This window comes from Enterobacter sp. ku-bf2 (genome assembly GCF_001742765.1).
In the GTDB taxonomy this organism is placed as follows: domain Bacteria; phylum Pseudomonadota; class Gammaproteobacteria; order Enterobacterales; family Enterobacteriaceae; genus Enterobacter; species Enterobacter quasiroggenkampii.
The window spans coordinates 137,203-159,550 of sequence record NZ_MDVW01000023.1; the positions used below are offsets into that span (position 1 = coordinate 137,203).

Annotated in this window: 24 protein-coding genes; 16 read left to right on the plus strand and 8 right to left on the minus strand. The window is 58.6% G+C overall.

The genetic code is table 11. The annotated features are described in order from the left end of the window. Positions 1 to 77: 77 nt before the first annotated feature. From BFG58_RS22020 to BFG58_RS22030, 3 genes are all read left to right on the plus strand, one after another. Positions 78 to 662 carry a putative adenosine monophosphate-protein transferase Fic gene (locus BFG58_RS22020; protein WP_048027677.1) on the plus strand — a complete coding sequence of 195 codons (585 nt, stop codon included), beginning with the start codon at positions 78 to 80 and terminating at the stop codon, positions 660 to 662. Positions 663 to 692: 30 nt separating this feature from the next. After that, positions 693 to 1,256 carry an aminodeoxychorismate synthase component 2 gene (pabA, locus tag BFG58_RS22025; RefSeq protein WP_069720577.1) on the plus strand — a complete coding sequence of 188 codons (564 nt, stop codon included), beginning with the start codon at positions 693 to 695 and terminating at the stop codon, positions 1,254 to 1,256. Between the two features lie 86 nt (positions 1,257 to 1,342). Beyond that, positions 1,343 to 2,566, plus strand: coding sequence for an aspartate aminotransferase family protein (locus BFG58_RS22030; RefSeq protein WP_175430186.1), 1,224 nt, complete (start codon positions 1,343 to 1,345; stop codon positions 2,564 to 2,566). On the opposite strand, the gene BFG58_RS22035 is transcribed toward BFG58_RS22030, so the two are convergent. Together BFG58_RS22035 and crp are read right to left on the minus strand one after the other, a co-directional pair. Further along, positions 2,563 to 4,650 (minus strand): YccS/YhfK family putative transporter, encoded by a 2,088-nt coding sequence (locus BFG58_RS22035; RefSeq protein WP_045909322.1) that lies wholly within the window; start codon positions 4,648 to 4,650, stop codon positions 2,563 to 2,565. The two genes, BFG58_RS22030 and BFG58_RS22035, sit on opposite strands and share 4 nt — an antisense overlap. 57 nt (positions 4,651 to 4,707) lie before the next feature. Further along, complete coding sequence (gene crp, locus BFG58_RS22040; protein ID WP_000242758.1) at positions 4,708 to 5,340, minus strand: cAMP-activated global transcriptional regulator CRP; 633 nt, start codon at positions 5,338 to 5,340, stop codon at positions 4,708 to 4,710. Between the two features lie 311 nt (positions 5,341 to 5,651). Between crp and BFG58_RS22045 the strand changes: the two genes are divergently transcribed. Further along, the gene (locus BFG58_RS22045) at positions 5,652 to 6,056 is read left to right on the plus strand and encodes an OsmC family protein (RefSeq protein ID WP_014885509.1); all 405 of its coding nucleotides are present in this window, start codon (positions 5,652 to 5,654) and stop codon (positions 6,054 to 6,056) included. Between the two features lie 95 nt (positions 6,057 to 6,151). Here BFG58_RS22045 and BFG58_RS22050 read toward each other — a convergent pair whose 3' ends face one another. From BFG58_RS22050 to BFG58_RS22060, 3 genes are read right to left on the minus strand one after another with little or no spacing between them, the layout of a single operon-like run. Beyond that, on the minus strand, positions 6,152 to 7,021 hold the full coding sequence (locus BFG58_RS22050; RefSeq protein ID WP_008503017.1) for a phosphoribulokinase: 870 nt from the start codon (positions 7,019 to 7,021) through the stop codon (positions 6,152 to 6,154). Positions 7,022 to 7,051: 30 nt separating this feature from the next. After that, complete coding sequence (locus tag BFG58_RS22055; RefSeq protein WP_008503016.1) at positions 7,052 to 7,270, minus strand: YheU family protein; 219 nt, start codon at positions 7,268 to 7,270, stop codon at positions 7,052 to 7,054. Then, on the minus strand, positions 7,267 to 8,289 hold the full coding sequence (locus BFG58_RS22060) for a hydrolase (protein WP_045909321.1): 1,023 nt from the start codon (positions 8,287 to 8,289) through the stop codon (positions 7,267 to 7,269). The genes BFG58_RS22055 and BFG58_RS22060 overlap by 4 nt, the downstream gene beginning before the upstream one ends. A 228-nt stretch (positions 8,290 to 8,517) precedes the next feature. Between BFG58_RS22060 and mdcA the strand changes: the two genes are divergently transcribed. From mdcA to mdcH, 8 genes are all read left to right on the plus strand, one after another. After that, positions 8,518 to 10,173 carry a malonate decarboxylase subunit alpha gene (gene mdcA, locus BFG58_RS22070; protein ID WP_021242210.1) on the plus strand — a complete coding sequence of 552 codons (1,656 nt, stop codon included), beginning with the start codon at positions 8,518 to 8,520 and terminating at the stop codon, positions 10,171 to 10,173. Then, positions 10,173 to 11,030 carry a triphosphoribosyl-dephospho-CoA synthase gene (locus BFG58_RS22075; protein ID WP_047072445.1) on the plus strand — a complete coding sequence of 286 codons (858 nt, stop codon included), beginning with the start codon at positions 10,173 to 10,175 and terminating at the stop codon, positions 11,028 to 11,030. Before mdcA ends, BFG58_RS22075 begins: the two co-directional genes overlap by 1 nt. Before the next feature lie 9 nt (positions 11,031 to 11,039). Next, complete coding sequence (gene mdcC / locus BFG58_RS22080) at positions 11,040 to 11,339, plus strand: malonate decarboxylase acyl carrier protein (protein WP_023294711.1); 300 nt, start codon at positions 11,040 to 11,042, stop codon at positions 11,337 to 11,339. Beyond that, on the plus strand, positions 11,332 to 12,165 hold the full coding sequence (locus BFG58_RS22085; RefSeq protein ID WP_045909319.1) for a biotin-independent malonate decarboxylase subunit beta: 834 nt from the start codon (positions 11,332 to 11,334) through the stop codon (positions 12,163 to 12,165). Before mdcC ends, BFG58_RS22085 begins: the two co-directional genes overlap by 8 nt. Next, positions 12,165 to 12,965, plus strand: a complete 801-nt coding sequence (gene mdcE / locus BFG58_RS22090) for a biotin-independent malonate decarboxylase subunit gamma (RefSeq protein WP_069720579.1) — start codon at positions 12,165 to 12,167, stop codon at positions 12,963 to 12,965. Before BFG58_RS22085 ends, mdcE begins: the two co-directional genes overlap by 1 nt. 122 nt (positions 12,966 to 13,087) lie before the next feature. Then, positions 13,088 to 14,047 carry an AEC family transporter gene (locus tag BFG58_RS22095; protein ID WP_021242215.1) on the plus strand — a complete coding sequence of 320 codons (960 nt, stop codon included), beginning with the start codon at positions 13,088 to 13,090 and terminating at the stop codon, positions 14,045 to 14,047. Between the two features lie 2 nt (positions 14,048 to 14,049). Beyond that, positions 14,050 to 14,667 carry a malonate decarboxylase holo-ACP synthase gene (locus BFG58_RS22100; protein ID WP_069720580.1) on the plus strand — a complete coding sequence of 206 codons (618 nt, stop codon included), beginning with the start codon at positions 14,050 to 14,052 and terminating at the stop codon, positions 14,665 to 14,667. Beyond that, positions 14,667 to 15,563 carry a malonate decarboxylase subunit epsilon gene (mdcH, locus tag BFG58_RS22105; protein WP_023294708.1) on the plus strand — a complete coding sequence of 299 codons (897 nt, stop codon included), beginning with the start codon at positions 14,667 to 14,669 and terminating at the stop codon, positions 15,561 to 15,563. Before BFG58_RS22100 ends, mdcH begins: the two co-directional genes overlap by 1 nt. Positions 15,564 to 15,605: 42 nt before the next feature. Here the strand turns inward: mdcH and BFG58_RS22110 are convergent, their stop codons facing one another. Together BFG58_RS22110 and BFG58_RS22115 are read right to left on the minus strand one after the other, a co-directional pair. Next, the gene (locus BFG58_RS22110) at positions 15,606 to 16,538 is read right to left on the minus strand and encodes a LysR family transcriptional regulator (protein WP_021242218.1); all 933 of its coding nucleotides are present in this window, start codon (positions 16,536 to 16,538) and stop codon (positions 15,606 to 15,608) included. Positions 16,539 to 16,553: 15 nt separating this feature from the next. Further along, positions 16,554 to 18,458, minus strand: a complete 1,905-nt coding sequence (locus BFG58_RS22115) for an ABC transporter ATP-binding protein (RefSeq protein ID WP_069720581.1) — start codon at positions 18,456 to 18,458, stop codon at positions 16,554 to 16,556. A 135-nt stretch (positions 18,459 to 18,593) separates the two neighbouring features. On the opposite strand from BFG58_RS22115, the gene kefG reads away from it, so the two are divergent. The 4 genes from kefG to slyD all read left to right on the plus strand — a co-directional run bounded on the left by kefG (position 18,594) and on the right by slyD (position 21,852). Beyond that, the gene (kefG, locus tag BFG58_RS22120) at positions 18,594 to 19,148 is read left to right on the plus strand and encodes a glutathione-regulated potassium-efflux system ancillary protein KefG (protein ID WP_021242220.1); all 555 of its coding nucleotides are present in this window, start codon (positions 18,594 to 18,596) and stop codon (positions 19,146 to 19,148) included. Continuing rightward, complete coding sequence (gene kefB / locus BFG58_RS22125) at positions 19,148 to 20,953, plus strand: glutathione-regulated potassium-efflux system protein KefB (RefSeq protein ID WP_069720582.1); 1,806 nt, start codon at positions 19,148 to 19,150, stop codon at positions 20,951 to 20,953. The genes kefG and kefB overlap by 1 nt, the downstream gene beginning before the upstream one ends. 13 nt (positions 20,954 to 20,966) lie before the next feature. Then, positions 20,967 to 21,167: a YheV family putative zinc ribbon protein gene (locus tag BFG58_RS22130; RefSeq protein ID WP_010436300.1), complete on the plus strand. Its 201-nt coding sequence runs from the start codon at positions 20,967 to 20,969 to the stop codon at positions 21,165 to 21,167. Positions 21,168 to 21,261: 94 nt separating this feature from the next. Continuing rightward, complete coding sequence (gene slyD, locus BFG58_RS22135) at positions 21,262 to 21,852, plus strand: peptidylprolyl isomerase (RefSeq protein ID WP_008503010.1); 591 nt, start codon at positions 21,262 to 21,264, stop codon at positions 21,850 to 21,852. 51 nt (positions 21,853 to 21,903) lie between these two features. On the opposite strand, the gene BFG58_RS22140 is transcribed toward slyD, so the two are convergent. Beyond that, positions 21,904 to 22,122: a protein SlyX gene (locus BFG58_RS22140; RefSeq protein WP_008503009.1), complete on the minus strand. Its 219-nt coding sequence runs from the start codon at positions 22,120 to 22,122 to the stop codon at positions 21,904 to 21,906. Positions 22,123 to 22,348 lie beyond the last annotated feature (226 nt).

Here is a 22,348-nt window from a genome sequence, read left to right on the forward strand (position 1 = left end):
CGTGATGTCGCCCTCCCTGCGAAAGCGCGTTTTGCTGCTTATACTTGTGGCAAACGGACTATTCAGGGAGGCGTTAAGTGAAAAAACTCACCGACAAGCAAAAATCCCGTCTCTGGGAGCAGCAGCGTAGCGTCAACTTTCAGGCCAGTTGTCTCCTTGAGAAAGGTAATGGTCCATCGGAGCCCGACATTGAGACCCTGGAGCTTGGGCCTTCCGCGCCCGGGTTACCCCATCTGTGCCTTATTCACCGCCATCTCTACCGCAGAGAGATGAAGCGGGCAGGGGAGTTCCGTACCGACGATATTTTCAAGGGGGATATTCCCTTCTGCCATTTCGAATACATCGAGAAGATGGGGAATGAACTGATGGCGGCGCTGGAAAGCGAAAAGTATCTTGTGGGTCTTGAGAAAGCGGCGTTTGTTGACCGGGTTAGCCACTATTACTGCGAAATCAACATGCTGCACCCGTTTATGCGCGGCAATGGCATTGCCCAACGGGTGTTCTTCGAGCAACTGGCGCTTCACGCGGGTTACGCGCTGGACTGGCGCGATATCGATCCTGAGCAGTGGGTGACCGCTAACCGCAGCGGCGCAACGGGGGATTTAACCGCGCTAAACGCTATCTTTGCCAAAGTAGTGAGCGAAGCGCGGGAATCTGAGTAGAATAGGGCGGCATTTTTTTCGGGAGCCGCCATGATTCTGCTGATTGATAACTACGATTCCTTCACCTGGAACCTTTACCAGTATTTTTGCGAACTGGGTGCAGAGGTGGTTGTTCGTCGCAACGACGAGATCGAGCTCGCCGATATCGAGACGCTGGCTCCGCAGAAAATCGTGATTTCACCCGGCCCCTGCACCCCGTCGGAATCGGGTATTTCGCTGGAGGTTATCCAGCACTATGCCGGCAGGCTGCCGCTCCTGGGCGTCTGCCTGGGTCATCAGGCGATTGCCCAGGCGTTTGGTGCTACCATCGTGCGGGCCGCCAAAGTGATGCACGGTAAAACCTCGCCGGTTACGCACGCGGGCACCGGGGTGTTCACGGGGCTCAATAATCCGTTAACCGTGACGCGCTACCACTCGCTGGTGATTGACCCGCCGACGCTGCCTGACGGCTTTGAGGTGACCGCCTGGAGCGATACGCAGGAGATCATGGGGATTCGCCATCGCGAATGGGATCTCGAAGGCGTGCAGTTCCATCCGGAAAGTATCCTCAGCGAGCAGGGGCACGCGCTGCTGGCAAATTTCCTCCATCGCTGAATATCTGTTGCCTTGTTGTGATTTTTTATGCATATTTTGTGATTATATTTTCACAATCAATGTGACATAAAATGGATGGGCATGACATGGCAACTGAACAACCAGCAATTACCCGCGCAACATTTGATGAAGTGATCCTGCCGATTTATGCACCGGCTGAGTTTATCCCTGTGAAGGGGAAAGGCAGCCGCGTCTGGGATCAGCAGGGTAAAGAGTATGTGGATTTCGCGGGCGGAATTGCGGTCACGGCGCTGGGTCATTGCCATCCCGCGCTGGTGGAGGCGCTGAAAACCCAGGGCGAAACCCTGTGGCACACCAGCAACGTGTTCACCAACGAACCGGCGCTGCGCCTGGGCCGCAAGATCATTGATGCCACGTTTGCCGAGCGCGTGCTGTTTATGAACTCCGGCACCGAAGCCAACGAAACCGCCTTTAAGCTGGCGCGCTACTACGCGACTACGCGCCACAGCCCGTATAAAACCAAAATCATCGCCTTCCATAACGCTTTCCACGGGCGCTCCTTCTTTACCGTCTCCGTTGGCGGCCAGCCGAAGTATTCCGACGGGTTTGGCCCGAAACCGGCCGACATCGTCCACGTGCCGTTTAACGATCTGCACGCGGTAAAAGCGGTGATGGACGATCACACCTGCGCGGTGGTGGTGGAACCTATTCAGGGGGAAGGCGGCGTGACCGCGGCAACCCCGGAGTTCCTGAAAGGGCTGCGCGCGCTGTGCGACGAACATCAGGCGCTGCTGGTCTTTGATGAAGTGCAGTGCGGAATGGGACGTACCGGGGACCTGTTTGCCTATATGCACTACGGCGTGACGCCGGATATTCTGACCAGCGCGAAAGCGCTCGGCGGTGGATTCCCGGTAAGTGCGGTCCTGACGACGCAGGAGATCGCCTCCGCGTTCCACGTCGGTTCTCACGGCTCAACCTACGGCGGTAACCCGCTGGCGAGCGCCGTGGCGGGTGCCGCGTTCGACATCATCAACACACCAGAGGTGTTGAACGGCGTTAGCGCGAAGCGCGAGCTGTTTGTGAAACACCTGAAAAAGATTGATGAGCAGTACGACGTGTTCAGCGAGATCCGTGGGATGGGGCTGCTGATTGGCGCTGAGCTGAAGCCGCAGTACAAGGGCCGCGCGCGTGATTTCCTGCACGCCGCCGCTCGCGAAGGGGTGATGGTGCTCAACGCCGGGCCTGACGTCATGCGCTTTGCGCCGTCGCTGGTGGTGGAAGATAAGGATATTGAAGACGGATTAACCCGCTTTGCCGCGGCGGTTGCGAAGATCGTCCAGCAGAATTAGTACGGCGTTCGTTTCAACACGCGCGTTAACCAAACCCCATGATGCGGACGCTGACGCCATGCCACCGACGAAATGGTGTGCATGGTGTTCAGATGCCCCAGCACGCGCTGTAAATGCTGTTCCAGGGTGCTCATTGGGCCGTGGGTCAGCGTTTCCGGCGCTTCCAGAATATTTGAATCCCCCGACTCACCCGGCGAGTCATACTCCAGACGCTGCTGACACCGCTGCAACGCAATTTCACACGACTGCAAATAGCGCTGCGCCAGATCCGGCGTGAGCATCGTGTGCTCGCGCGCCAGCGTGGTCATAGCGTTAATGTGCTCGACGATAAACTGGCTGTGCGTCACCCAGAGCTTCATATCGGCCAGATAGTGTGAGTTAAAGCCCGGCTCCTGCATCGCCTGGTTGAGCGAGTTAAACAGGGCGTTGTGCGCCTGGTTAACCTTCATGCGCTGATACGCCAGCGGGGAGGGCTGCGGGTCGTCGCTCAGGATCAGGCGAATGGCCTGCTGGTCGGCTTCCAGCGCGTCGTGGGCGTTCTGCCTGAGCAGTCCGCTTTGCCACTGCGGCCAGAGCCAGACCATACCGCCGAAGGCAATCAGGCAGCCGATCAGGGTATCGATCAGCCTGGCGACAATAAACTGTTCGCCATTGAGCGTGAGTAGCTGCAGGGTGTATACCGCCGTCACCGTGAAGCCCACCATCGCCCAGCCGTAGTTTTTGCGGATAATCAGGTAACTCACCAGCGTGATCGCCAGCATCCCTGCCAGGGTGTAGCCTTCCGGCACGTGGAAGTGCAGCGTCACGCCCGCAATGATCAGCCCGGCCATGGTGCCGCCCGCCCGATGCAGAATACGCACCCGCGTGGCGCCGTAGCCGTTCTGGGTGACAAACAGCACGGTCATTAAGATCCAGTAAGGTTTCGGCAGATGCAGCGCCATGCCCATCAGGCTGGCGGTACTGAGCATCACGCTAATTCGTGCGGCGTTGCGCAGGGCGGACGATTTAAGCGACAGATAGCTCCTGAGCGCGGGTAATAACGGCAGCCGTTTTTGTTTATCCGCCATCAGGTCGCGCGGATAGAGCGGGCGCTGGGTGCGCAGCACGCGGGCGATGCGGCTGAAGTGCCAGGCGGCAAACTGGCCGACCGGGTTATCCGGATGCTGACGGGCGATTTTCTCCAGCGCGCCGAGCTGTTTTTCCATGTTAAATCGCGTGGGGTAGCGGTGGTAAAGAATATCGTCTGCCAGCACCCGCAGACGTGCCGAAACGGTCTGCGCGTTCCAGCGGATCACCGCTTCGGCGTGGCTGCGCTCGACCAGCTTTTGCACCTCCTGCGGATGGTGCAGGCTCACGGAGATATGCTCCTGCAGATCCAGCCCGACCTGGAAGGTGCGCAGCAGCCGTTTGTACTCGTGGTTCTTGTTGGCGGCGAGCATATGCAGCTGCTGATAGCACTGGCTTATCAGATCCACCACCTTCTGCTGGCGCGTCAGCAGCGGCGGTAAGGCTTTTTCCGGATCGGTATGCTGGGTCAGCAGGGTGTATTTGGCTTCGCAGTACTCCGCTAGCTGCACATAGAGCAGGCTCAGGGATTCGCGCAGCGGCTGTTCCCGCCACAGCCAGAACCAGAACCAGTTGAACAGCCCGTACCACAGTGTCCCCAGGGCGTAGATCAGCAGCGGCTCCCACACCGGCATATTCCCGGCGAGGCTCAGCGTGAAGATGGCCGCAATCAGCGACGCGGGAAGCAGGCGAGCGTGCAGCGAACTGATTTCCGCCGTGACGCCGAGCGTCATCGCCAGCACGGTCAGGATCAGCGGCAGCGGGATATCACGAGCCAGTAACAGCTGTACGGCGAGGCTACAGCCGGCAAACAGGCAGCCACCAATAATCAGGCGTTTGAAAAAGCGCTTATGCGGCGTGTCCAGACCGGCGATGTTGCAGCAGGCGGGCACGAGGGAAAACAGCAGGCCTTGCTGAAGATGTCCGAGGATCAGGCCGATGGCCACGGGAAGACACAACACCAGCGTTTGTCGCAGTGCGTAGTTAACTTCCGGGTGATAGATCAGCCTGCGCCACATGGGGAGTAGAGACAAAAACGGCGTGACACCTTGCGATGGCACGCCGTTTGAGCGGAATTAACGCGTTCCGTAGACCACGATGGTTTTACCGTGGGCGGAAATCAGGTTTTGATCTTCCAGCATTTTCAGGATACGGCCCACTGTTTCACGGGAGCAACCAACGATCTGACCAATTTCCTGACGGGTAATTTTAATTTGCATGCCGTCCGGGTGGGTCATGGCGTCCGGCTGTTTCGCCAGGTTCAGCAGAGTTTGTGCGATGCGGCCCGTCACGTCCAGGAAGGCGAGGTTGCCCACTTTCTCTGAGGTGACCTGCAGGCGGCGCGCCATCTGGGAAGAGAGACGCATCAGGATGTCAGGGTTAACCTGAATCAGCTGACGGAACTTCTTGTAAGAAATTTCAGCCACTTCACATGCTGTCTTTGCACGAACCCAGGCGCTACGTTCCTGGCCCTCTTCAAACAGGCCCAGTTCACCGATGAAATCGCCCTGGTTCAGATAAGAAAGGATCATCTCTTTCCCTTCTTCATCTTTGATCAGCACTGCCACCGAGCCTTTAACGATGTAATACAACGTTTCCGCTTTTTCACCCTGGTGAATCAGCGTGCTCTTCGATGGGTACTTATGAATGTGGCAATGAGACAAGAACCATTCGAGAGTCGGGTCTGTTTGCGGTTTGCCAAGCACCATGCGCTGTTATCCTCTGTTATAAGCTGTCACCAGAGTCATCAGATGCATCCGGACTCTGGGGTTGCAATCGAATTCTTACCCATACCCTGGGAAGTCGGCTACCGTAACGTTTCGCAGCCAGTAAAGTTTGATGTCCTCTGCATACATGTGTAACGTCAATGTATTACTGTAGCATCCTGAGTGTTTTAGCATAGCTTTCGCCGCGTGTCTCCTGGTGTCTCGCTTCAGCATGATGCAGGTCGCCTTCCATTGCGAGAAATGTAACGCACGCGTAATCTGTCACCAAAAATGCAACGTTGGAGTTTAAGAATATGCAAGCGCGCGTGAAGTGGGTTGAAGGTTTAACGTTCCTGGGCGAATCCGCGTCAGGGCACCAGATTTTAATGGACGGTAACTCCGGCGATAAAGCGCCCAGCCCAATGGAAATGGTGCTGATGGCGGCAGGGGGATGCAGCGCCATTGACGTGGTGTCGATTCTGCAAAAAGGTCGTCATGACGTGACGGATTGTGAGGTGAAACTCACGTCAGAACGTCGCGAAGAGGCGCCACGCCTGTTCACCCACATTAATCTGCACTTTGTGGTCACCGGTAAAGCGCTGAAAGACGCGGCGGTTTCACGTGCGGTGGACCTGTCTGCCGAGAAGTACTGCTCTGTGGCGTTAATGCTGGAGAAAGCGGTAAAAATCACCCATTCGTATGAAGTGATCGAGGCTTAATCTTTTGGCGGGTGGCGCTTCGCTAACCCGCCCTACAAAAGCTACAACTGCACGAACGTAGGCCGGATAAGCGAAGCGCCATCCGGCAACAGACGTCACGCAATCTGCTTTCCTTCCATCAACCGCTCCACCAGCGGCGTCATGATGAGCTCCATCGCCAGCCCCATTTTTCCGCCCGGTACGACCAATGTATTCATGTGAGAAATAAACGAGCCCTGCAGCATCGCCAGCAGCCAGGGGTAATCAATGCCTTCGAGATTGCGGAAATGGATCACCACAAAGCTCTCATCCAGGGATGGGATACTTTTGGCCGCGAACGGGTTGGAGGTATCCACCGTCGGCACGCGCTGGAAGTTGATATGGGTGCGGGAGAACTGCGGCGTCAGGAAGTTGATGTAATCTTCCATGGAGCGCACTACCGAGTCCATCACCGCCTCTCGCGAATGGCCGCGCTCGCTCATGTCACGCGTCAGCTTCTGGATCCACTCCAGGTTAACGATAGGCACCACGCCAACCAGCAGATCCACGTGGCGCGCCACGTCGTGCTGCGGCGTGACCACGCCGCCGTGTAATCCTTCGTAAAACAGCACGTCGGTGGGTTCCGGCAGGGGCTGCCAGGGGGTAAAGGTGCCCGGCACCTGATTCCAGGGAACGGCTTCATCATAGGTATGCAGATACTTGCGGGACTGCCCTTTGCCGCTCTGACCGTACTCAATAAAGGTTTGTTCCAGCAGGCCGAAGTCATTGGCTTCCGGACCGAAGTAGCTGATGTGTTTTCCCAGATCGCGCGCCTTACGGATGGCCATGTCCATCTCCGGACGCGTGTAGCGGTGAAAGCTGTCGCCTTCGACCTCCGCCGCACGGAGATTCAGCTGGGCGAAAATCTTGCGAAATGCGAGGCTGGTGGTGGTGGTTCCCGCACCACTTGACCCCGTAACGGCAATAACCGGATGTCTGGCAGACATAGCAACTCCCTGACTGAAAAGGGTGGAAGATCAGCCGTGAAACGCGTTGCGGGGCATGATATTGACCGTCTCATGCAGCTCTGACCACACCAGCACCACGTCGCCGCTTTTCAGCTGGCGCTTTACATCGTTGACCTTTTGCTCAAGCGAGCGTTCCTGTTCACCATAATCGGTGCCTTCGCGTAATACAAAGCTTTCAATCAGATTATCGAGCGTTTCGGGAGCCAGATCCTGCCAGGGAATAATCATGTTGCACCGTCCAGATAAGGGGTTAGCCAGTCAGGAATACGCGTCTCAAGCCACATTTTCGGGCGGCGCAGCGTGCCGCCGATAAACCCGACGTGGCCGCCGTGCTCGGTCAACTGATAGTGAACGTTGTCGGGCAGGAATTCCTGAGCGGGAATCGAGTGATGATCCATAAATGGGTCATCTTTGGCATGAATGATCAGCGTCGGTTGCGTGATCTTGCTGAGCAACGGCATGGCGCTGCACTGACGATAATAGTCAATCGCATCGGCGAAGCCGTGAATTTTCGCGGTGATCAGATCGTCGAATTCGCGAATGCGGCGTACCTTTTTCAGCTGGCGCAGGCTGACCGGGAGGGTGTCCGGGTAGGCCTTCAGCTTACGCGCCGCGTTGGCCTTCAGCAGGTTGAGCAGGTAGCGCTGATAGACGCGGGAAAAGCCTTTATCCATGTGGTAGCTGCACTGCTCCAGCATGAACGGGGCGGAGACGATGACGGCGGCATCCAGCGGGACGCTTTCCCCCTCTTTAGCCAGCAGGCAGGCCAGCATATTGCCGCCCAGCGAGTAGCCTACGGCCGCGGTGGGTACGGTGCCGAAGTTGTCCCGCAGCCAGTGTAAAAACCACGTGCCGTCTTCGGTTTCACCCGAGTGATAGATGCGTTTCTGACGATTCGGTTCGCCGCTGCAGCCGCGAAAATGCATCACCACGCCGAGCCAGCCGCGCGCTTTGGCCGCCTCAATTAACCCGTGCGCATACGGGCTGTGCAGGCTGCCTTCCAGACCGTGAAAAACCACCAGCCGCGGCTTATGGCGAGCCTGATCAGGCGCTTCGCTCCAGGCGAGATCCAGAAAGTCACCGTCTGGCAGGTCTAGCCGCTGCCAGTGTGGGGTGAATTGCACCTTGCGGCGGATCAGCCGCGGCAGCATGGTCTGCAAATGGCGATTGGCGACGCCGCGCATAGGCACGAACTCAGTGCTGTCTTCGGCTGCAATCTCGAAGCCTGATGGAATGATTTGGGTCATAAGCGCGATGCTGATTCTTGTCGGAAATTAACGATACTTTCCGAATTGTACCCCGTTTAGCCTGGTTTTCCGAAACATGAACTGATCCCGATCACAAATATTTACCTTGATTATTACTCTCAGGCTAATGATTCAGCTCTACGCTTAATTGATGCCTTTCTCACCAGAGCGCACACTTTACTCAACGTTAAGCAAATCAAAATGATTAGCTGAATCAGGAGGTTAATAATGTTATCTGGGCAAACACCCACCCGGCAATGGAACACGCGACGCAGCGAAAAAGCGCGTCGTCTGGCCTCCGTACCGGTGCAGGGAAAGGTACTGCCAACCGGCGATCTCGTCGCCATGCTGGAAAAACTGATCGCGCCAGGCGACAAGGTCGTGCTGGAAGGTAACAACCAGAAGCAGGCCGATTTCCTTTCCCGCTCGCTGGCCGAAGTGAACCCGCAGATCGTCCACGACCTGCATATGATCATGCCGAGTGTTGGCCGTAGCGAACATCTGGATATCTTTGAGAAAGGCATCGCTCGCAAGCTGGATTTCTCCTTCTCCGGGACGCAGAGCCTGCGCATCTCCCAACTGCTGGAGGATGGTCAGCTCGAAATCGGCGCGATTCACACCTATATCGAACTCTACTCCCGTCTCTACGTCGACCTGTCGCCCAACGTGGCGCTGATTGCCGGCTTTAAAGCTGACCGCAAAGGCAACCTCTATACCGGGGCGAGCACCGAAGATACCCCGGCGCTGGTGGAAGCCGCCGCGTTCCACGACGGCATCGTCATCGCGCAGGTGAACGAGCTGGTGGATGACGAGTGTGACCTGCCGCGCGTGGACATTCCGGGCTCGTGGATTGACTTCGTGGTGGTGGCCGATAAGCCGTTCTTTATCGAACCGCTGTTTACCCGCGACCCGCGCCTGATTAAACAGGAACACATCCTGATGGCGATGATGGCCATCAAGGGTATTTATGCGGAACACCAGGTGCAGTCCCTGAACCACGGGATCGGCTTTAACACCGCGGCGATCGAGCTGCTGCTGCCTACCTACGGTGAACAGCTCGGCCTTAAAGGCAAAATCTGTAAACACTGGACGCTGAATCCGCATCCGACGCTGATCCCGGCTATTGAAAGCGGCTGGGTCGAAAGCGTGCACTGCTTCGGCGGCGAGCTGGGGATGGAAGAGTACATCCGCGCGCGTCCGGACGTCTTCTTTACCGGTGCCGACGGCTCCATGCGCTCCAACCGCGCGTTCTGCCAGCTGGCAGGTCAGTACGCGGTGGATATGTTTATCGGCTCAACCCTGCAGGTTGACGGCTACGCCAACTCCTCAACCGTGACCCGTGGTCGTCTGTCCGGCTTCGGCGGTGCGCCAAACATGGGGCACGACCCGCACGGTCGTCGCCACGCCACGCCAGCCTGGCTGAACATGATCACCGAACCTGACCCAATGCAGCGCGGCAAAAAACTGGTCGTGCAGATGGTGGAAACCTTCCAGGCGGGTGTGAAGCCGACCTTCGTGGAAAAACTCGATGCCGTTGACGTGGCGAAAGCCTCCGGTATGCCGCTGGCGCCGGTGATGATCTACGGCGATGACGTCACCCACGTGCTGACGGAAGAGGGGATTGCCTACCTCTATCGGGCGAAAGATCTGGAAGAGCGTCGTGCCATGGTCGCCGCCGTCGCGGGGATCACCGACATCGGGCTGGGCGTAGATGCCAAACGCGTGGCGGAGCTGCGTCAGAGCGGCAAGGTGCTCTATCCGGAAGATATGGGGATCCGCCGCACTGATGCCACCCGCTCTCTGCTGGCGGCAGGTAGCGTGTCTGATCTCGTGGAATGGTCCGGCGGTCTCTATAACCCACCTGCGAAATTCCGGAGCTGGTAATGAAACTTCTCCCCCAGATTCAGGTTGAAGGCGGTGCCGAATGGCTGGCGCGAACCGCCACGCAGTGTCTGATTGACGAAGCACGTTTAAGCCCGAAACCCGGTCTGGTGGACAGTCGGGGGAACGGCGCGCACCACGATTTATCCCTTGCGCTGATGGAGCGCTCCGCGCACAGCCTGACCTCCACGTTTCAGGCGCTGGCGCTGCAAAGCTGGCAGCGCCCGGCAGATATCGCACTTCGGCAAACCGTCGGGCGACTCGGTCGCGAAGGCGAGCAGCAGATGATGGCCGCAACTGGTGGCGTAAACACCCATCGCGGCGCGATTTGGGCGCTGGGGCTGCTGGTCAGCGCGGTGGCGATGCTCGGCGGTGATGCCAGGGCGCAAGACGTCGCCCGCACCGCCGCACAGCTGGCGAGACTGCCGGACGACGCGGCGCCGAAGGTGTTCAGTAAAGGCCTGCGCGCCACGCACCGTTACCGCGTGCCGGGCGCGCGTGAAGAAGCGCAGCAGGCGTTCCCGCACGTTATGCAACGCGCGCTGCCGCAGCTTCGCCTGAGCCGCCTCAACGGCAGCAGTGAAACGCACGCCAGGCTCGACGCGCTGATGGCCATCATGACCTCACTCACCGACACCTGCGTGCTGTCACGTGCCGGAATGGAAGGACTTGATGCCATGCAAGACGGCGCCCGTGCGGTGCTGAATGCCGGCGGCAGCGCAACGCCTGCGGGCCAGCAGGCGCTGGCGAGGTTAGACCGTCAGATGCTGGCGCTCAACGCCTCACCGGGCGGCGCTGCCGACCTGCTTGCCGCCACGCTGTTTCTCGACCGTGTCGAAACGCCAAATTCAAAGCATTAAGAGGATGTTATGGAAAAAATCACATTGACCGTGCCAGCCAGCCGCACGTTAAGCGGCAGGGCGCTGGCAGGGGTAGTCGGTTCCGGGGATATGGAGGTGCTCTTCACCGCCGAACCGGGTCAGACGTTAACCATTGATATCACCACCTCCGTGGACAACAGCCGGGGGCGCTGGGAGGCGCTGTTCAACCGTCTGCAAACCGTCAGCAGCCTGCCCGCAGGGAAGCTGACCATCCACGACTTCGGCGCGACGCCGGGCGTGGCGCGCATTCGCATCGAACAGGTTTTTGAGGGGGTGAGCCATGCGTGATGACAGCAGCTTTATCGAACTGAAAGCGCGCCAGCGCGCGCAGGCCCTGCTCGACGAGGGCAGCTACCGCGAACTGCTGGATCCGTTTGAAGGCATTATCTCTCCGTGGCTTGGGCCACAGGGCATTGTGCCGCAGGCGGACGACGGCATGGTGGTGGCGAAGGGCACCATCAACGGCAAGCCTGCCGTCGTCGTGGCGATTGAAGGCGCGTTCCAGGGCGGCAGCATGGGCGAAGTGTCCGGTGCCAAAATGGCGGCGGCGCTGGAGCTGGCGGCAGAAGATAACCGCAACGGCATTCCGACTCAGGCGGTGCTGTGTCTCGAAACCGGCGGCGTGCGTCTGCAGGAGGCGAACCTCGGCCTGGCGGCGATTGCCGATATTCACGCGGCGATTGTGGACCTGCGTCGCTTCACGCCGGTTATTGGCATTGTGGCCGGAACCGTGGGCTGCTTCGGCGGGATGTCCATCGCGGCGGCGCTCTGCAGCTACCTGATCGTGACCCGCGAAGCACGTCTTGGCCTCAACGGCCCGCAGGTTATCGAGCAGGAGGCGGGCATTGAGGAGTACGACTCCCGCGATCGTCCGTTTATCTGGAGCATGACCGGCGGTGAAGTGCGCTATCAAAGCGGTCTGGTGGATGCGCTCGTCGGCGACGGTATCAACGCGGTGAAACAGGCGATGAACGACGCGATTGCTAAAGGCGTTCCCGCGAAACATCGCACCGATAACTACGATGATTACCTGAACCGTCTGACGAATTTCGACACCCGCAAACAGGCTGATGCCGAACAGATTAACGCGCTTTTTGCCCGGGAGGTGAAATGATGAGTAACGCAATGAGCCGTGGCGAACGCTGGCTGGACATCCTCGCCCCGAACGCCAAACGTATCGAGGGGCTATGCCCGTCCGTCCAGGCGGCAGACGGCGAGCTGAACGGCGAGGCGGTGCGCTTTGTTGCCGTCGTCCCGGATGCCAACAACCACTTCCCGCGCGCGGCGAAAGGGGAAGTGGGGCTGCTGGAAGGCTGGACCCTGGCGAAAGTGGTCAGTGAAACCGTCGCGGCGGATGCTGACAAACCCGTGAAGCGCCCGATTGTGGCGGTGATCGACGTCCCAAGCCAGGCCTATGGCCGACGCGAAGAGGCGTTTGGGATTCATCAGGCGCTGGCCGGTGCGGCAGCAGCCTATGCGAATGCCCGCCTGGCCGGTCACCCGGTGATTGGGCTTATCGTCGGCAAGGCGATGTCCGGCGCGTTCCTGGCGCACGGCTACCAGGCTAACCGTCTGATCGCCTTTAACGACAAAGGCGTGCTGATCCACGCGATGGGCAAAGAGTCTGCGGCGCGCATCACGCTGCGTACCGTCGAGGCGCTGGAAAAACTGGCGGCGACCATTCCGCCAATGGCCTACGACATCAGCAACTACGCCACGCTGGGGCTGCTCTCTAACCTGCTGGATATCAGCAACCCGGATGCCCCCTCCGATAACGATCTGACGCTGGTGAAATCCACCCTGCAACAGGCCATCAGTGACGCTCGTCAGGACACCACGTTGAAAAACCGTCTGGGTGCTGACAATCGCCGCAGCTCGGCGCTCGTACGCGAACGTATGCGAGCCAGCTGGTAAGTAAAAAGAGACCTGCCAGATGCATCAACCCGTGGGCGCGTGACAGCGCCCACGCGGGAACCTGCATCCTGAAAATAATAATCATCGCGCCAGTGCTAAAACTTTTTTACTACAGGTGATTTATGACTTACGTAATTGTTCATGCTCTTGCACCGATTTTCGTCATCATGCTGCTGGGATTCTGGGCCGGCAAGGCAAAGATGGTCGATAACAAAAATGTTTCCCTGCTTAATATCTTCGTAATGGATTTTGCACTCCCTGCCGCGCTGTTCAGTGCCACCGTGCAAACCCCGTGGACCGGCATCGTTGCCCAGTCTCCGCTGATCCTGGTGCTGACGCTGGCGATGTGGATCACCTATGCGGTCATCTATTTCCTCGCCACCGGCGTCTTTAAGAAATCGCCACAGGATGCGGCCGTGCTGACGCTCACCGTCGCGCTGCCCAACTATGCAGCGCTGGGTCTGCCGATTCTGGGCAGCGTGCTGGGCGAAGGCTCCTCTACGTCGCTCTCCGTCGCGGTCTCCATCGCCTGCGGTTCGGTGCTGATGACCCCGTTCTGCCTGCTCATTCTGGAGCGTGAAAAAGCGCGCGCTGAAGGCAATAGCTCCGGCTCAACGCTCTCGATGCTGCCGGTGCTGATGTGGCGTTCCATTAAAAAACCGATCGTGATGGGCCCGCTGCTGGGCGTGATTTTGTCTGCCATCGGCATCAAAATGCCGGAGCTGGTGCTGGCGGCGATCAAACCGCTGGGACTGTCCGCGACCGCTGCGGCGCTGTTCCTGACCGGGGTGATCCTTTCTGCCCGTAAGCTGCAGATTAATACCATGGTCATCACCTCCACGATCGCTAAGCTGCTGATTCAGCCAGCCATTGCCTGGGGTATCGTCTTGATTTTTGGTCTGCACGGCTCCGTGGCGATCACCGCTATCCTGATGATTGCGCTGTCTGCGGGCTTCTTCGGCGTTGTGTTCGGTAACCGCTTTGGCGTGCAGTCGCCGGATGCAGAAGCCGTGCTGCTGTTAAGCTCCGTCCTGTGTATCCTGTCGCTGCCGCTGTTTATCTCGCTAACTTCAGGAATGTAACCATGACCACCCCATTACGCCCGCACGACCTTATCTGGCTTACTGCCCGCGATGCGCTGGAAGGCATCACTGAATCCTGGGTGGAGGCCGCCTGGCATACCGGCCTGCCGGTGGTGGTGCGGCGTGATGTGGATAGCGAAGGCCGGATCCCCGTTGGCGTACGCGGTTTACGTCGCGACCAGCGGGCGGCCGGATGGGTGAAGCCCGAAAACGTGTTACGCGTGGTTTCACCGGAAGACCTGAGCGTTGCGGCCGAACTGCTGCGCTCGCCCTTTGTAACTCAGCCACCCGTTCAGGTGGCGCTTCAGCTTTCTCAGCAGGCGTGGCCGTGGACGTGGGGCATTACCGGCAGTACCGGCTACGCGCTGGCGACCGGTATCCCGGTGATCCATGCCGACAGCGATCTCGATCTGCTTATCCGCGCTCCGCTGCCGATCTCACCGGACGCCCTGACGACGTGGCAGTCCCGGCTAAGCCGTGCGCTGTGTCGTGCCGATACGCAGGTGGATACGCCCGAGGGCGGTTTCGCGCTGGCGGAGTGGCTGCGCGACGGCAAAACGCTGCTGAAAACCCGCCGTGGACCGCGCCTGGTGGCGGATCCGTGGCGCAGGGAGGAGTGATGAAAATAGTGTTTACCTTTCCGGGGCAGGGCACGCAGCACGAAGGCATGCTGCAAAACCTGCCGGGAACGGAACTGGCTCAGGCGCGTGAGGTGCTTGGCACCGAAGTGGATACGCTGGATAGCGCAGACGCGTTAAGCCATACCCGCGCGGTTCAGCTTTGCCTGCTAATTGCAGGCGTGGCCTGGGCGCGCGAGCTGGAACGGCGCGGCGTGGCGCCGGATATCGTCAGCGGGCTGTCCATCGGCGCTTATCCGGCGGCGGTCATTGCAGGCGCGCTGGACTTCACGGATGCGCTGAAGCTGGTGGCGCTGCGTGGCGATCTGATGGAGCAGGCGTATCCGCACGGCTACGGCCTGACGGCAATTATGGGGCTCACCCTGCCGCAGGTGGAAGACCTTATCCAGGGCACCGGGACCTATATTGCCAACCTGAATGCCGAAACGCAGATCGTGATTGCCGGAACCGATGAAGGAATGGCGGAGGCGGCGTCGCGCGCGCTGGCGAAAGGGGCGAGCAAGGCCAAACGGCTGGCGGTCAGCGTGCCGTCGCACTGCGAACTGCTGACAGCGCCCGCGCAAAAGCTGGCAACGGCGTTTGAATCGGTCACGCTTTCACGCCCACGCTGCGCCTACCTGAGCGGCAGCACCGGGCGCGTGCTGTGGCAGCCGGAAAAGATCGCCGACGATCTGGCGATGAACATGGCGCGTACGGTGCGCTGGCAGGAGGCGATGATTTCAGCGAATGAACGCGAAGCCCGGCTGGCGATCGAGATGCCCCCCGGCGGCGTACTGACCTGCCTGACGCGTCAGGCGCCGTGGGAAGGAGAGACCATTTCGCTGGAGCGCAGCGGAGTTGATGTGGCGGTACATCTGGCTAAGCGACTCCGTGCGTGATGGTTTAGCCCGGTAAGGCGCAGCCGCCACCGGGCAATAACATCAGGCACTATCCTGCAAACTGCGGGCATACATCCGCCCTTCGGCGGCCAGCGCCCGCAGGCTTGGATCCTGCTCGCGGTTACGGGCAAAGACGATGGCGATCAGCTGTTGCATCTGGTACGGCTCGGCAAGCTTCAGGAGCTGCACGGAATTCTCATAGACCTTTTTCATCCTGCCCGGCATCAGCGTAAAGCCCACTCCCGCCTGCACCAGACTGAGCATGGAGAAAATGTCATTCACCCGGGTAACAATCTCCGGTTCGAACCCGGCGATATGAAACGCCTCCTGGAAGCCTGCATAGGTGGCGAACCCTTCCGCAAGAGAGACAAATTTCCGATCTTTATAGTCGCGCAGATCGGCCGGGCCGCGGGTATTGAGCGTCGCGGAGGCCGGTGCGGCAAGGAAAATATCGTCGTGGAACAGGGGGAGCACTTCCAGGCTGTTACGGTCGATATCGCTCTCGGAAATGGAGATAAGAATGGCGTCCAGCGAGCCTTCATCCAGCATGTGCAGCAGGGTTTCGTTGGAGCCCATCGTCAGATCCATTTCCAGATCCGGACGGCGCAGCTTCATGCCCATGATCAGGCGCGGCACGGTTTCCAGGGTGAGCGAGTAGAGCGTGCCCACGCGCAGCCGCCCCTGGCCGATCCCGGCAATTTTGCGCGACGCTTCCAGCCCGCGCTCCATCACCTGCATCACTTCCTGACAATATTCCAGCAAGGTCCAGGCGGAAGGGAGAGCAATCAGGTTACGCCCCTTGTGGGTAAAGAGCGGGCAGCGCACGTTCTCTTCCAGCGTGTGCAGCGCACGGTGAACGCTGACGCCGCTCAGGCCCAGAGTTTCGGCGGTACGCGCGATATTCCCCTTCTCCATAAACGTCATGAAGATGCTGAGCTTGCGGAATGTAATCTCGCTCGTGTTATCGAAACTCATAGCCCTCCCGGTGGATCAGTCAGCCTGTAGCATCGCTTCCAGTTGTTCCTGCGCGTCCAGCCACGCCATCTCGCACTCTTCGAGGCTGGATTTGGTTTTCGCCTGGGTTTGCAGGCAGTCCGTCAGTTCGGCTTTACGGCTCTGGTCATACAGACCGCTGTCGCCGAGCTTCTCTTCAACGGTAGCAAGCGTGGCGTTGAGCTTTTCCATCTCTTTTTCGAGACGGGCAATCTCTTTACGCAGCGGCTGCGTCTGAGTGCGCAGCTCCGCTTCACGGCGCTTCTGGTCTTTACGTGCCTGCGCGCTGTTGGCGTTGTCTTTCGTCGACTCCTCCGGCTGGTTCTCCTGCTTCTGCACGTCCGTCAGCCACTGCTGGTAGTCTTCCAGATCGCCGTCGAACGGTTCGACTTTGCCATCGTGCACTAAGTAGAGATCGTCCGTGGTGGAGCGGATCAGGTGACGGTCGTGCGAAACCACCACCAGTGCGCCTTCGAACTCAATCAGCGCTTCGGTCAGCGCCTGACGCATATCGAGATCCAGGTGGTTGGTCGGTTCATCGAGCAGCAGCAGGTTGGGTCTCTGCCAGACGATCAGCGCCAGCACCAGACGGGCTTTTTCACCGCCCGAGAAACGCTCGGTGTTTTCGGTGACCTTATCGCCCTGGAAGCCGAAGCCGCCGAGGTAGTCGCGCAGCTTCTGCTCCATCTCCTGCGGCGCCAGACGCGCGAGATGCTGAATCGGGGATTCATCCGCGCGTAAAAATTCCAGCTGATGCTGGGCGAAGTAACCCAGCTTGATGCCCTTCGCCAGGCCGATTTCACCCTTGACCGGGTTAAGCTCGCCCGCCAGCAGTTTGATCAGCGTCGATTTACCGGCACCGTTGCGTCCCAGCAGACCAATACGTGAACCCGGCACCAGGTTGAGCTTGATGGAGTCGAGAATAATGCGGTCGGCATAGCCCGCACTGACTTTTTCCGTTTTCAGCAGCGGATTTGGCAGGCTTTCCGGGGCGCGGAAGCTGAAGTGGAACGGATTGTCGACGTGCGCCGGGGCGATCATCTCCATGCGCTCCAGCATCTTGATGCGGCTCTGGGCCTGCTTTGCTTTTGACGCTTTGGCCTTGAAGCGATCCACAAAGCTCTGCAGGTGCGCCACGCGCTGCTGCTGGCTTTCGTACATGGACTGCTGCTGGGCAAGACGCGTCGCGCGCTGGCGCTCGAACGAGCTGTAGTTGCCGGTGTACTCGAACATCGTTTGCTGTTCGATATGAATGATTTTATCCACCACCGGGTCGAGGAAGTCTCGGTCGTGGGAGATCAGAATCAGAGTGCCCTGATAGCTCTTGAGCCACTTCTCCAGCCAAATAACCGCATCGAGATCGAGGTGGTTAGTCGGTTCATCGAGCAGCAGCAGGTCAGAGCGGCAGATCAGCGCCTGCGCCAGGTTGAGGCGCATGCGCCAGCCACCGGAGAAGTCGCTGACCGGGCGTTCCAGCTGTTCATTGCTGAAGCCCAGGCCGTGAAGCAGGCTGGAGGCGCGGGAGCGAATGGTCCACGCGTCAATGGCGTCCAGCTTGCCGTGAACGGTGGCGATGGCGTGACCGTCGTTGCGCTCGTTAGCGGCGTTAAGTTCCGCCTCGAGCTTACGGTATTCCCGGTCGCCGTCGATAACATAGTCGAGTGCCGGTTCGCTCAGGGCTGGCGTCTCCTGGTTCACCCAGGCGAGCTGCCAGTTCCCCGGGAAGGTGAAGTTACCGCCATCCGCGCTAATCTCGTTTTTCAGCAACGCCAGCAGCGTGGATTTACCACAGCCGTTTTTGCCGACCAGACCCACTTTTTGGCCTGGGTTGATGGTAGCAGTGGCGTTATCCAGCAGGACGCGCACGCCGCGACGAATTTGTAACGAGGAGAAAACAATCATAGAAGCGCCGTATGTTCCGACTATGTTAATTTGTCATTATGATAATGTAAGGTGTGGGCCATTTTCCGCACCGGGCCGCCATGGTAGCCCAAAACAACAACGATACACAAAAACAGAAACAAGACCGGGAGGGGAATGATGTCTCAGACAGCAAAAGTGCTGCTGCTGTATGCCCATCCGGAATCTCAGGACTCGGTGGCAAACCGGGTGCTGCTTAAGCCGGCCACACAGCTCAGTAACGTGACGGTGCACGATCTCTACGCGCACTATCCTGATTTCTTTATTGATATTCCTTACGAGCAGGAACTGCTGCGTCAGCATGACGTGATTGTGTTCCAGCATCCGCTTTATACCTACAGCTGTCCGGCGCTGCTCAAAGAGTGGCTGGACCGCGTGCTGAGCCGGGGCTTCTCCAGTGGGGTGGGGGGCAACCAGCTGGCGGGAAAGTACTGGCGTAGCGTGATTACGACCGGTGAACCCGAAAGCGCTTACCGCCACGACGGGCTGAACCGCTATCCGATGAGCGACATTCTGCGGCCTTTCGAACTGACGGCGGCAATGTGCCGTATGCACTGGATGAGCCCGATTATTGTCTACTGGGCCCGACGTCAGGATCCGAAAGAACTGGCCAGCCACGCCAGAGCCTATGGTGAATGGCTGGCGTCACCGATTCCGGCAGGAGGTCGTTAATGGAAGGATCGAATTTGCTCCTCGCCGGGGTGCTGTTTTTATTTGCGGCCGTCGTCGCGGTGCCGCTTGCTGCGCGTATTGGTATCGGTGCGGTACTGGGGTATCTGCTGGCGGGGATCGCGATTGGTCCCTGGGGACTGGGATTCATCAGCGATGTAGATGAAATTCTTCACTTCTCCGAACTGGGCGTGGTGTTCCTGATGTTCATCATCGGCCTTGAGCTCAACCCTTCTAAATTGTGGCAGCTCCGACGCTCCATCTTTGGCGTGGGTGCCGCGCAGGTGGTGTTCAGCGCCGCGATTCTGGGGGGCCTGTTAATGCTGACGAATTTCTCCTGGCAGGCGGCGGTGATAGGGGGGATAGGCCTTGCGATGTCGTCGACGGCGATGGCCCTGCAGCTGATGCGCGACAAGGGGATGAACCGCAACGAAGCCGGTCAGCTGGGTTTTTCGGTGCTGCTGTTCCAGGATTTGGCGGTCATCCCGGCGCTGGCGCTGGTGCCGCTGCTGGCGGGCTCCGGCGACGACCACTTCGACTGGGCGAAAATCGCGATGAAGGTGCTGGCCTTCGCGGGGATGCTGATTGGCGGACGTTTCCTGTTACGTCCGGTGTTCCGCTTTATTGCCGCATCCGGCGTGCGCGAGGTGTTTACCGCCGCGACGCTGCTGCTGGTGCTGGGGTCGGCATTGTTTGTGGATGCGCTGGGGCTGTCGATGGCGCTCGGGACCTTTATCGCCGGGGTGCTGCTGGCGGAAAGTGAATACCGGCACGAGCTGGAAATTGCCATCGATCCCTTTAAAGGGCTGCTGTTAGGCCTGTTCTTTATTTCGGTGGGGATGGCGCTCAACCTTGGCGTGCTCTATACCCATCTGCTGTGGGTTGTGGTGAGCGTGGCCATCCTGGTGGCGGTGAAAACGCTGGTGCTGTACGTCATGGCGCGCATTTACGGCTTGCGCAGTTCGGAACGCATGCAGTTTGCGAGCGTGTTGAGTCAGGGAGGCGAGTTCGCGTTTGTGCTGTTCTCTACCGCCTCCTCCCAGAAGCTGTTTAAAGACGATCAGATGGCGCTTTTGCTGGTGACGGTCACGCTGTCAATGATGACCACGCCGCTGTTGATGAAGCTGGTGGATAAACTGCTGTCGCGCCGCCTGAATCCGTCAGACGATGAAGACGAAGCGCCGTGGGTGGAGGATGATAAGCCCCAGGTGATCGTGGTGGGCTTTGGCCGCTTTGGACAGGTGATCGGGCGTTTGCTGATGGCGAACAAAATGCGCATTACGGTGCTGGAGCGGGATATCAGCGCGGTCAACCTGATGCGCAAATACGGCTACAAAGTTTACTACGGCGATGCGACCCAGCTCGAGCTACTGCGCTCGGCGGGGGCAGAGGCGGCAGAGTCCATCGTCATTACCTGTAACGATCCGGAAGACACGATGAAGCTGGTAGATCTCTGCCAGCAGCATTTCCCGCATCTGCATATTCTGGCGCGTGCGCGGGGACGTGTTGAAGCTCACGAATTATTGCAGGCGGGTGTGAAACACTTCTCCCGTGAGACGTTCTCCAGTGCGCTGGAGCTGGGGCGCAAGGCGCTGATCTCGCTTGGCATGCATCCGCATCAGGCGCAGCGTGCCCAGATGCACTTCCGCCGGCTGGATATGCGGATGCTGCGCGAGCTGATGCCGGTACATACCGATACGGCGCAAATCTCCCGCGTGCGGGAAGCGCGTCGCGAGCTGGAGGAGATCTTCCAGCGCGAGATGCAGCAGGAACGACGCCAGCTTGATGGCTGGGATGAATTTGAATAAAGGGTAACGAAAGATGGCTGTACGTAAACGCTTTATCGCGGGTGCAAAATGCCCGACCTGCCAGGCGCAAGATACCCTGGCGATGTGGCGGGAAAATAATATTGATGTTGTTGAGTGTGTTAAGTGCGGTCACCAGATGCGTGAGGCCGACAAAGAGGCCCGCGATCACGTTCGCAAAGAAGAGCAAGTTATCGGGATTTTTCATCCGGACTAGCGATATGCCCTGAGTTTTTTTAAGCTAAAGGGTACACAGGTGCAGATTTCCGCTACAATCTGCGCCAGCAATTTTCCCACGCTCAGGAGATATCATGAAAGTAGCAAAAGACCTGGTGGTCAGCCTGGCCTATCAGGTACGTACAGAAGACGGTGTGTTGGTTGATGAGTCTCCGGTGAGTGCGCCGCTTGACTACCTGCATGGTCACGGTTCCCTGATTTCCGGCCTGGAAAACGCGCTGGAAGGTCATGAAGTTGGCGACAAATTTGACGTTGCTGTAGGCGCGAACGACGCTTACGGTCAGTATGACGACAACCTGGTTCAGCGCGTTCCTAAAGACGTGTTCATGGGCGTTGACGAACTGCAGGTTGGCATGCGCTTCCTGGCAGAAACCGACCAGGGCCCGGTTCCAGTTGAAATCACCGAAGTGGAAGATGACCACGTCGTGGTTGACGGCAACCACATGCTGGCTGGCCAGAACCTGAAGTTCAACGTAGAAGTTGTTGCGATCCGTGAAGCGACCGAAGAAGAGCTGGCTCATGGCCACGTTCACGGTGCGCACGGTCACGACCATGACCACGATCACGGCCACGATGGCTGCTGCGGTGGTCACGGCCACGACCATGGTCATGACCACGGCCACGGTAAAGGTGGTTGCGGTAACGGCGGTTGCGGCTGCCACTAATTCCGTCATGCGGAAAATAAAAAAGCGGGATAATCCCGCTTTTTTTACGCCTCAATAATGAGGAGGTGGCGTCTCTTCCGACTGAGAGGCAATGTTCGACGGCTGCGTAGCCTTCAGCTTTTCCGTCAGCAGGCGCATATGATCCCGCAGTTTCGCCATTTCGAGCTCATGTGCGGTCACGGTCTGGTTTAGCTCTTCGATGGTGATGTCCTGAAAAGCCAGGCGGCTTTCCAGCTCAGCCATTCTCGCTTCTATCGTTGTATCCTTCATCATTCACCTCGTTTATTTCAGATTCGCCATAATGGCCCAGCGGCGGCGCAGTTTAACTGAGTTTATCCTTAAGTACAGTTCGCATCCCTCTGGCAAGAAACTTATTTAAACAAAAATAGTCTGAAAAGTGGCGAGAATTGGACGTGTCTGTCTGTAGATTTCTTCTGCAACGTTTTATAGTACGTCACTCATTTACGTTTAACGCTGGGGTGAGAGTCCCCAGGCC

Bases quoted from the DNA above. Each gene is read 5' to 3' on its own strand.
- pabA (WP_069720577.1), top strand. From the start codon at position 693: ATGATTCTGCTGATTGATAACTACGATTCCTTCACCTGGAACCTTTAC.
- BFG58_RS22030 (WP_175430186.1), top strand. From the start codon at position 1,343: ATGGCAACTGAACAACCAGCAATTACCCGCGCAACATTTGATGAAGTG.
- BFG58_RS22035 (WP_045909322.1), bottom strand. From the start codon at position 4,650: ATGTGGCGCAGGCTGATCTATCACCCGGAAGTTAACTACGCACTGCGA.
- crp (WP_000242758.1), bottom strand. From the start codon at position 5,340: ATGGTGCTTGGCAAACCGCAAACAGACCCGACTCTCGAATGGTTCTTG.
- BFG58_RS22045 (WP_014885509.1), top strand. From the start codon at position 5,652: ATGCAAGCGCGCGTGAAGTGGGTTGAAGGTTTAACGTTCCTGGGCGAA.
- BFG58_RS22050 (WP_008503017.1), bottom strand. From the start codon at position 7,021: ATGTCTGCCAGACATCCGGTTATTGCCGTTACGGGGTCAAGTGGTGCG.
- BFG58_RS22055 (WP_008503016.1), bottom strand. From the start codon at position 7,270: ATGATTATTCCCTGGCAGGATCTGGCTCCCGAAACGCTCGATAATCTG.
- BFG58_RS22060 (WP_045909321.1), bottom strand. From the start codon at position 8,289: ATGACCCAAATCATTCCATCAGGCTTCGAGATTGCAGCCGAAGACAGC.
- mdcA (WP_021242210.1), top strand. From the start codon at position 8,518: ATGTTATCTGGGCAAACACCCACCCGGCAATGGAACACGCGACGCAGC.
- BFG58_RS22075 (WP_047072445.1), top strand. From the start codon at position 10,173: ATGAAACTTCTCCCCCAGATTCAGGTTGAAGGCGGTGCCGAATGGCTG.
- mdcC (WP_023294711.1), top strand. From the start codon at position 11,040: ATGGAAAAAATCACATTGACCGTGCCAGCCAGCCGCACGTTAAGCGGC.
- BFG58_RS22085 (WP_045909319.1), top strand. From the start codon at position 11,332: ATGCGTGATGACAGCAGCTTTATCGAACTGAAAGCGCGCCAGCGCGCG.
- mdcE (WP_069720579.1), top strand. From the start codon at position 12,165: ATGAGTAACGCAATGAGCCGTGGCGAACGCTGGCTGGACATCCTCGCC.
- BFG58_RS22095 (WP_021242215.1), top strand. From the start codon at position 13,088: ATGACTTACGTAATTGTTCATGCTCTTGCACCGATTTTCGTCATCATG.
- BFG58_RS22100 (WP_069720580.1), top strand. From the start codon at position 14,050: ATGACCACCCCATTACGCCCGCACGACCTTATCTGGCTTACTGCCCGC.
- mdcH (WP_023294708.1), top strand. From the start codon at position 14,667: ATGAAAATAGTGTTTACCTTTCCGGGGCAGGGCACGCAGCACGAAGGC.
- BFG58_RS22110 (WP_021242218.1), bottom strand. From the start codon at position 16,538: ATGAGTTTCGATAACACGAGCGAGATTACATTCCGCAAGCTCAGCATC.
- BFG58_RS22115 (WP_069720581.1), bottom strand. From the start codon at position 18,458: ATGATTGTTTTCTCCTCGTTACAAATTCGTCGCGGCGTGCGCGTCCTG.
- kefG (WP_021242220.1), top strand. From the start codon at position 18,594: ATGATGTCTCAGACAGCAAAAGTGCTGCTGCTGTATGCCCATCCGGAA.
- kefB (WP_069720582.1), top strand. From the start codon at position 19,148: ATGGAAGGATCGAATTTGCTCCTCGCCGGGGTGCTGTTTTTATTTGCG.
- BFG58_RS22130 (WP_010436300.1), top strand. From the start codon at position 20,967: ATGGCTGTACGTAAACGCTTTATCGCGGGTGCAAAATGCCCGACCTGC.
- slyD (WP_008503010.1), top strand. From the start codon at position 21,262: ATGAAAGTAGCAAAAGACCTGGTGGTCAGCCTGGCCTATCAGGTACGT.
- BFG58_RS22140 (WP_008503009.1), bottom strand. From the start codon at position 22,122: ATGAAGGATACAACGATAGAAGCGAGAATGGCTGAGCTGGAAAGCCGC.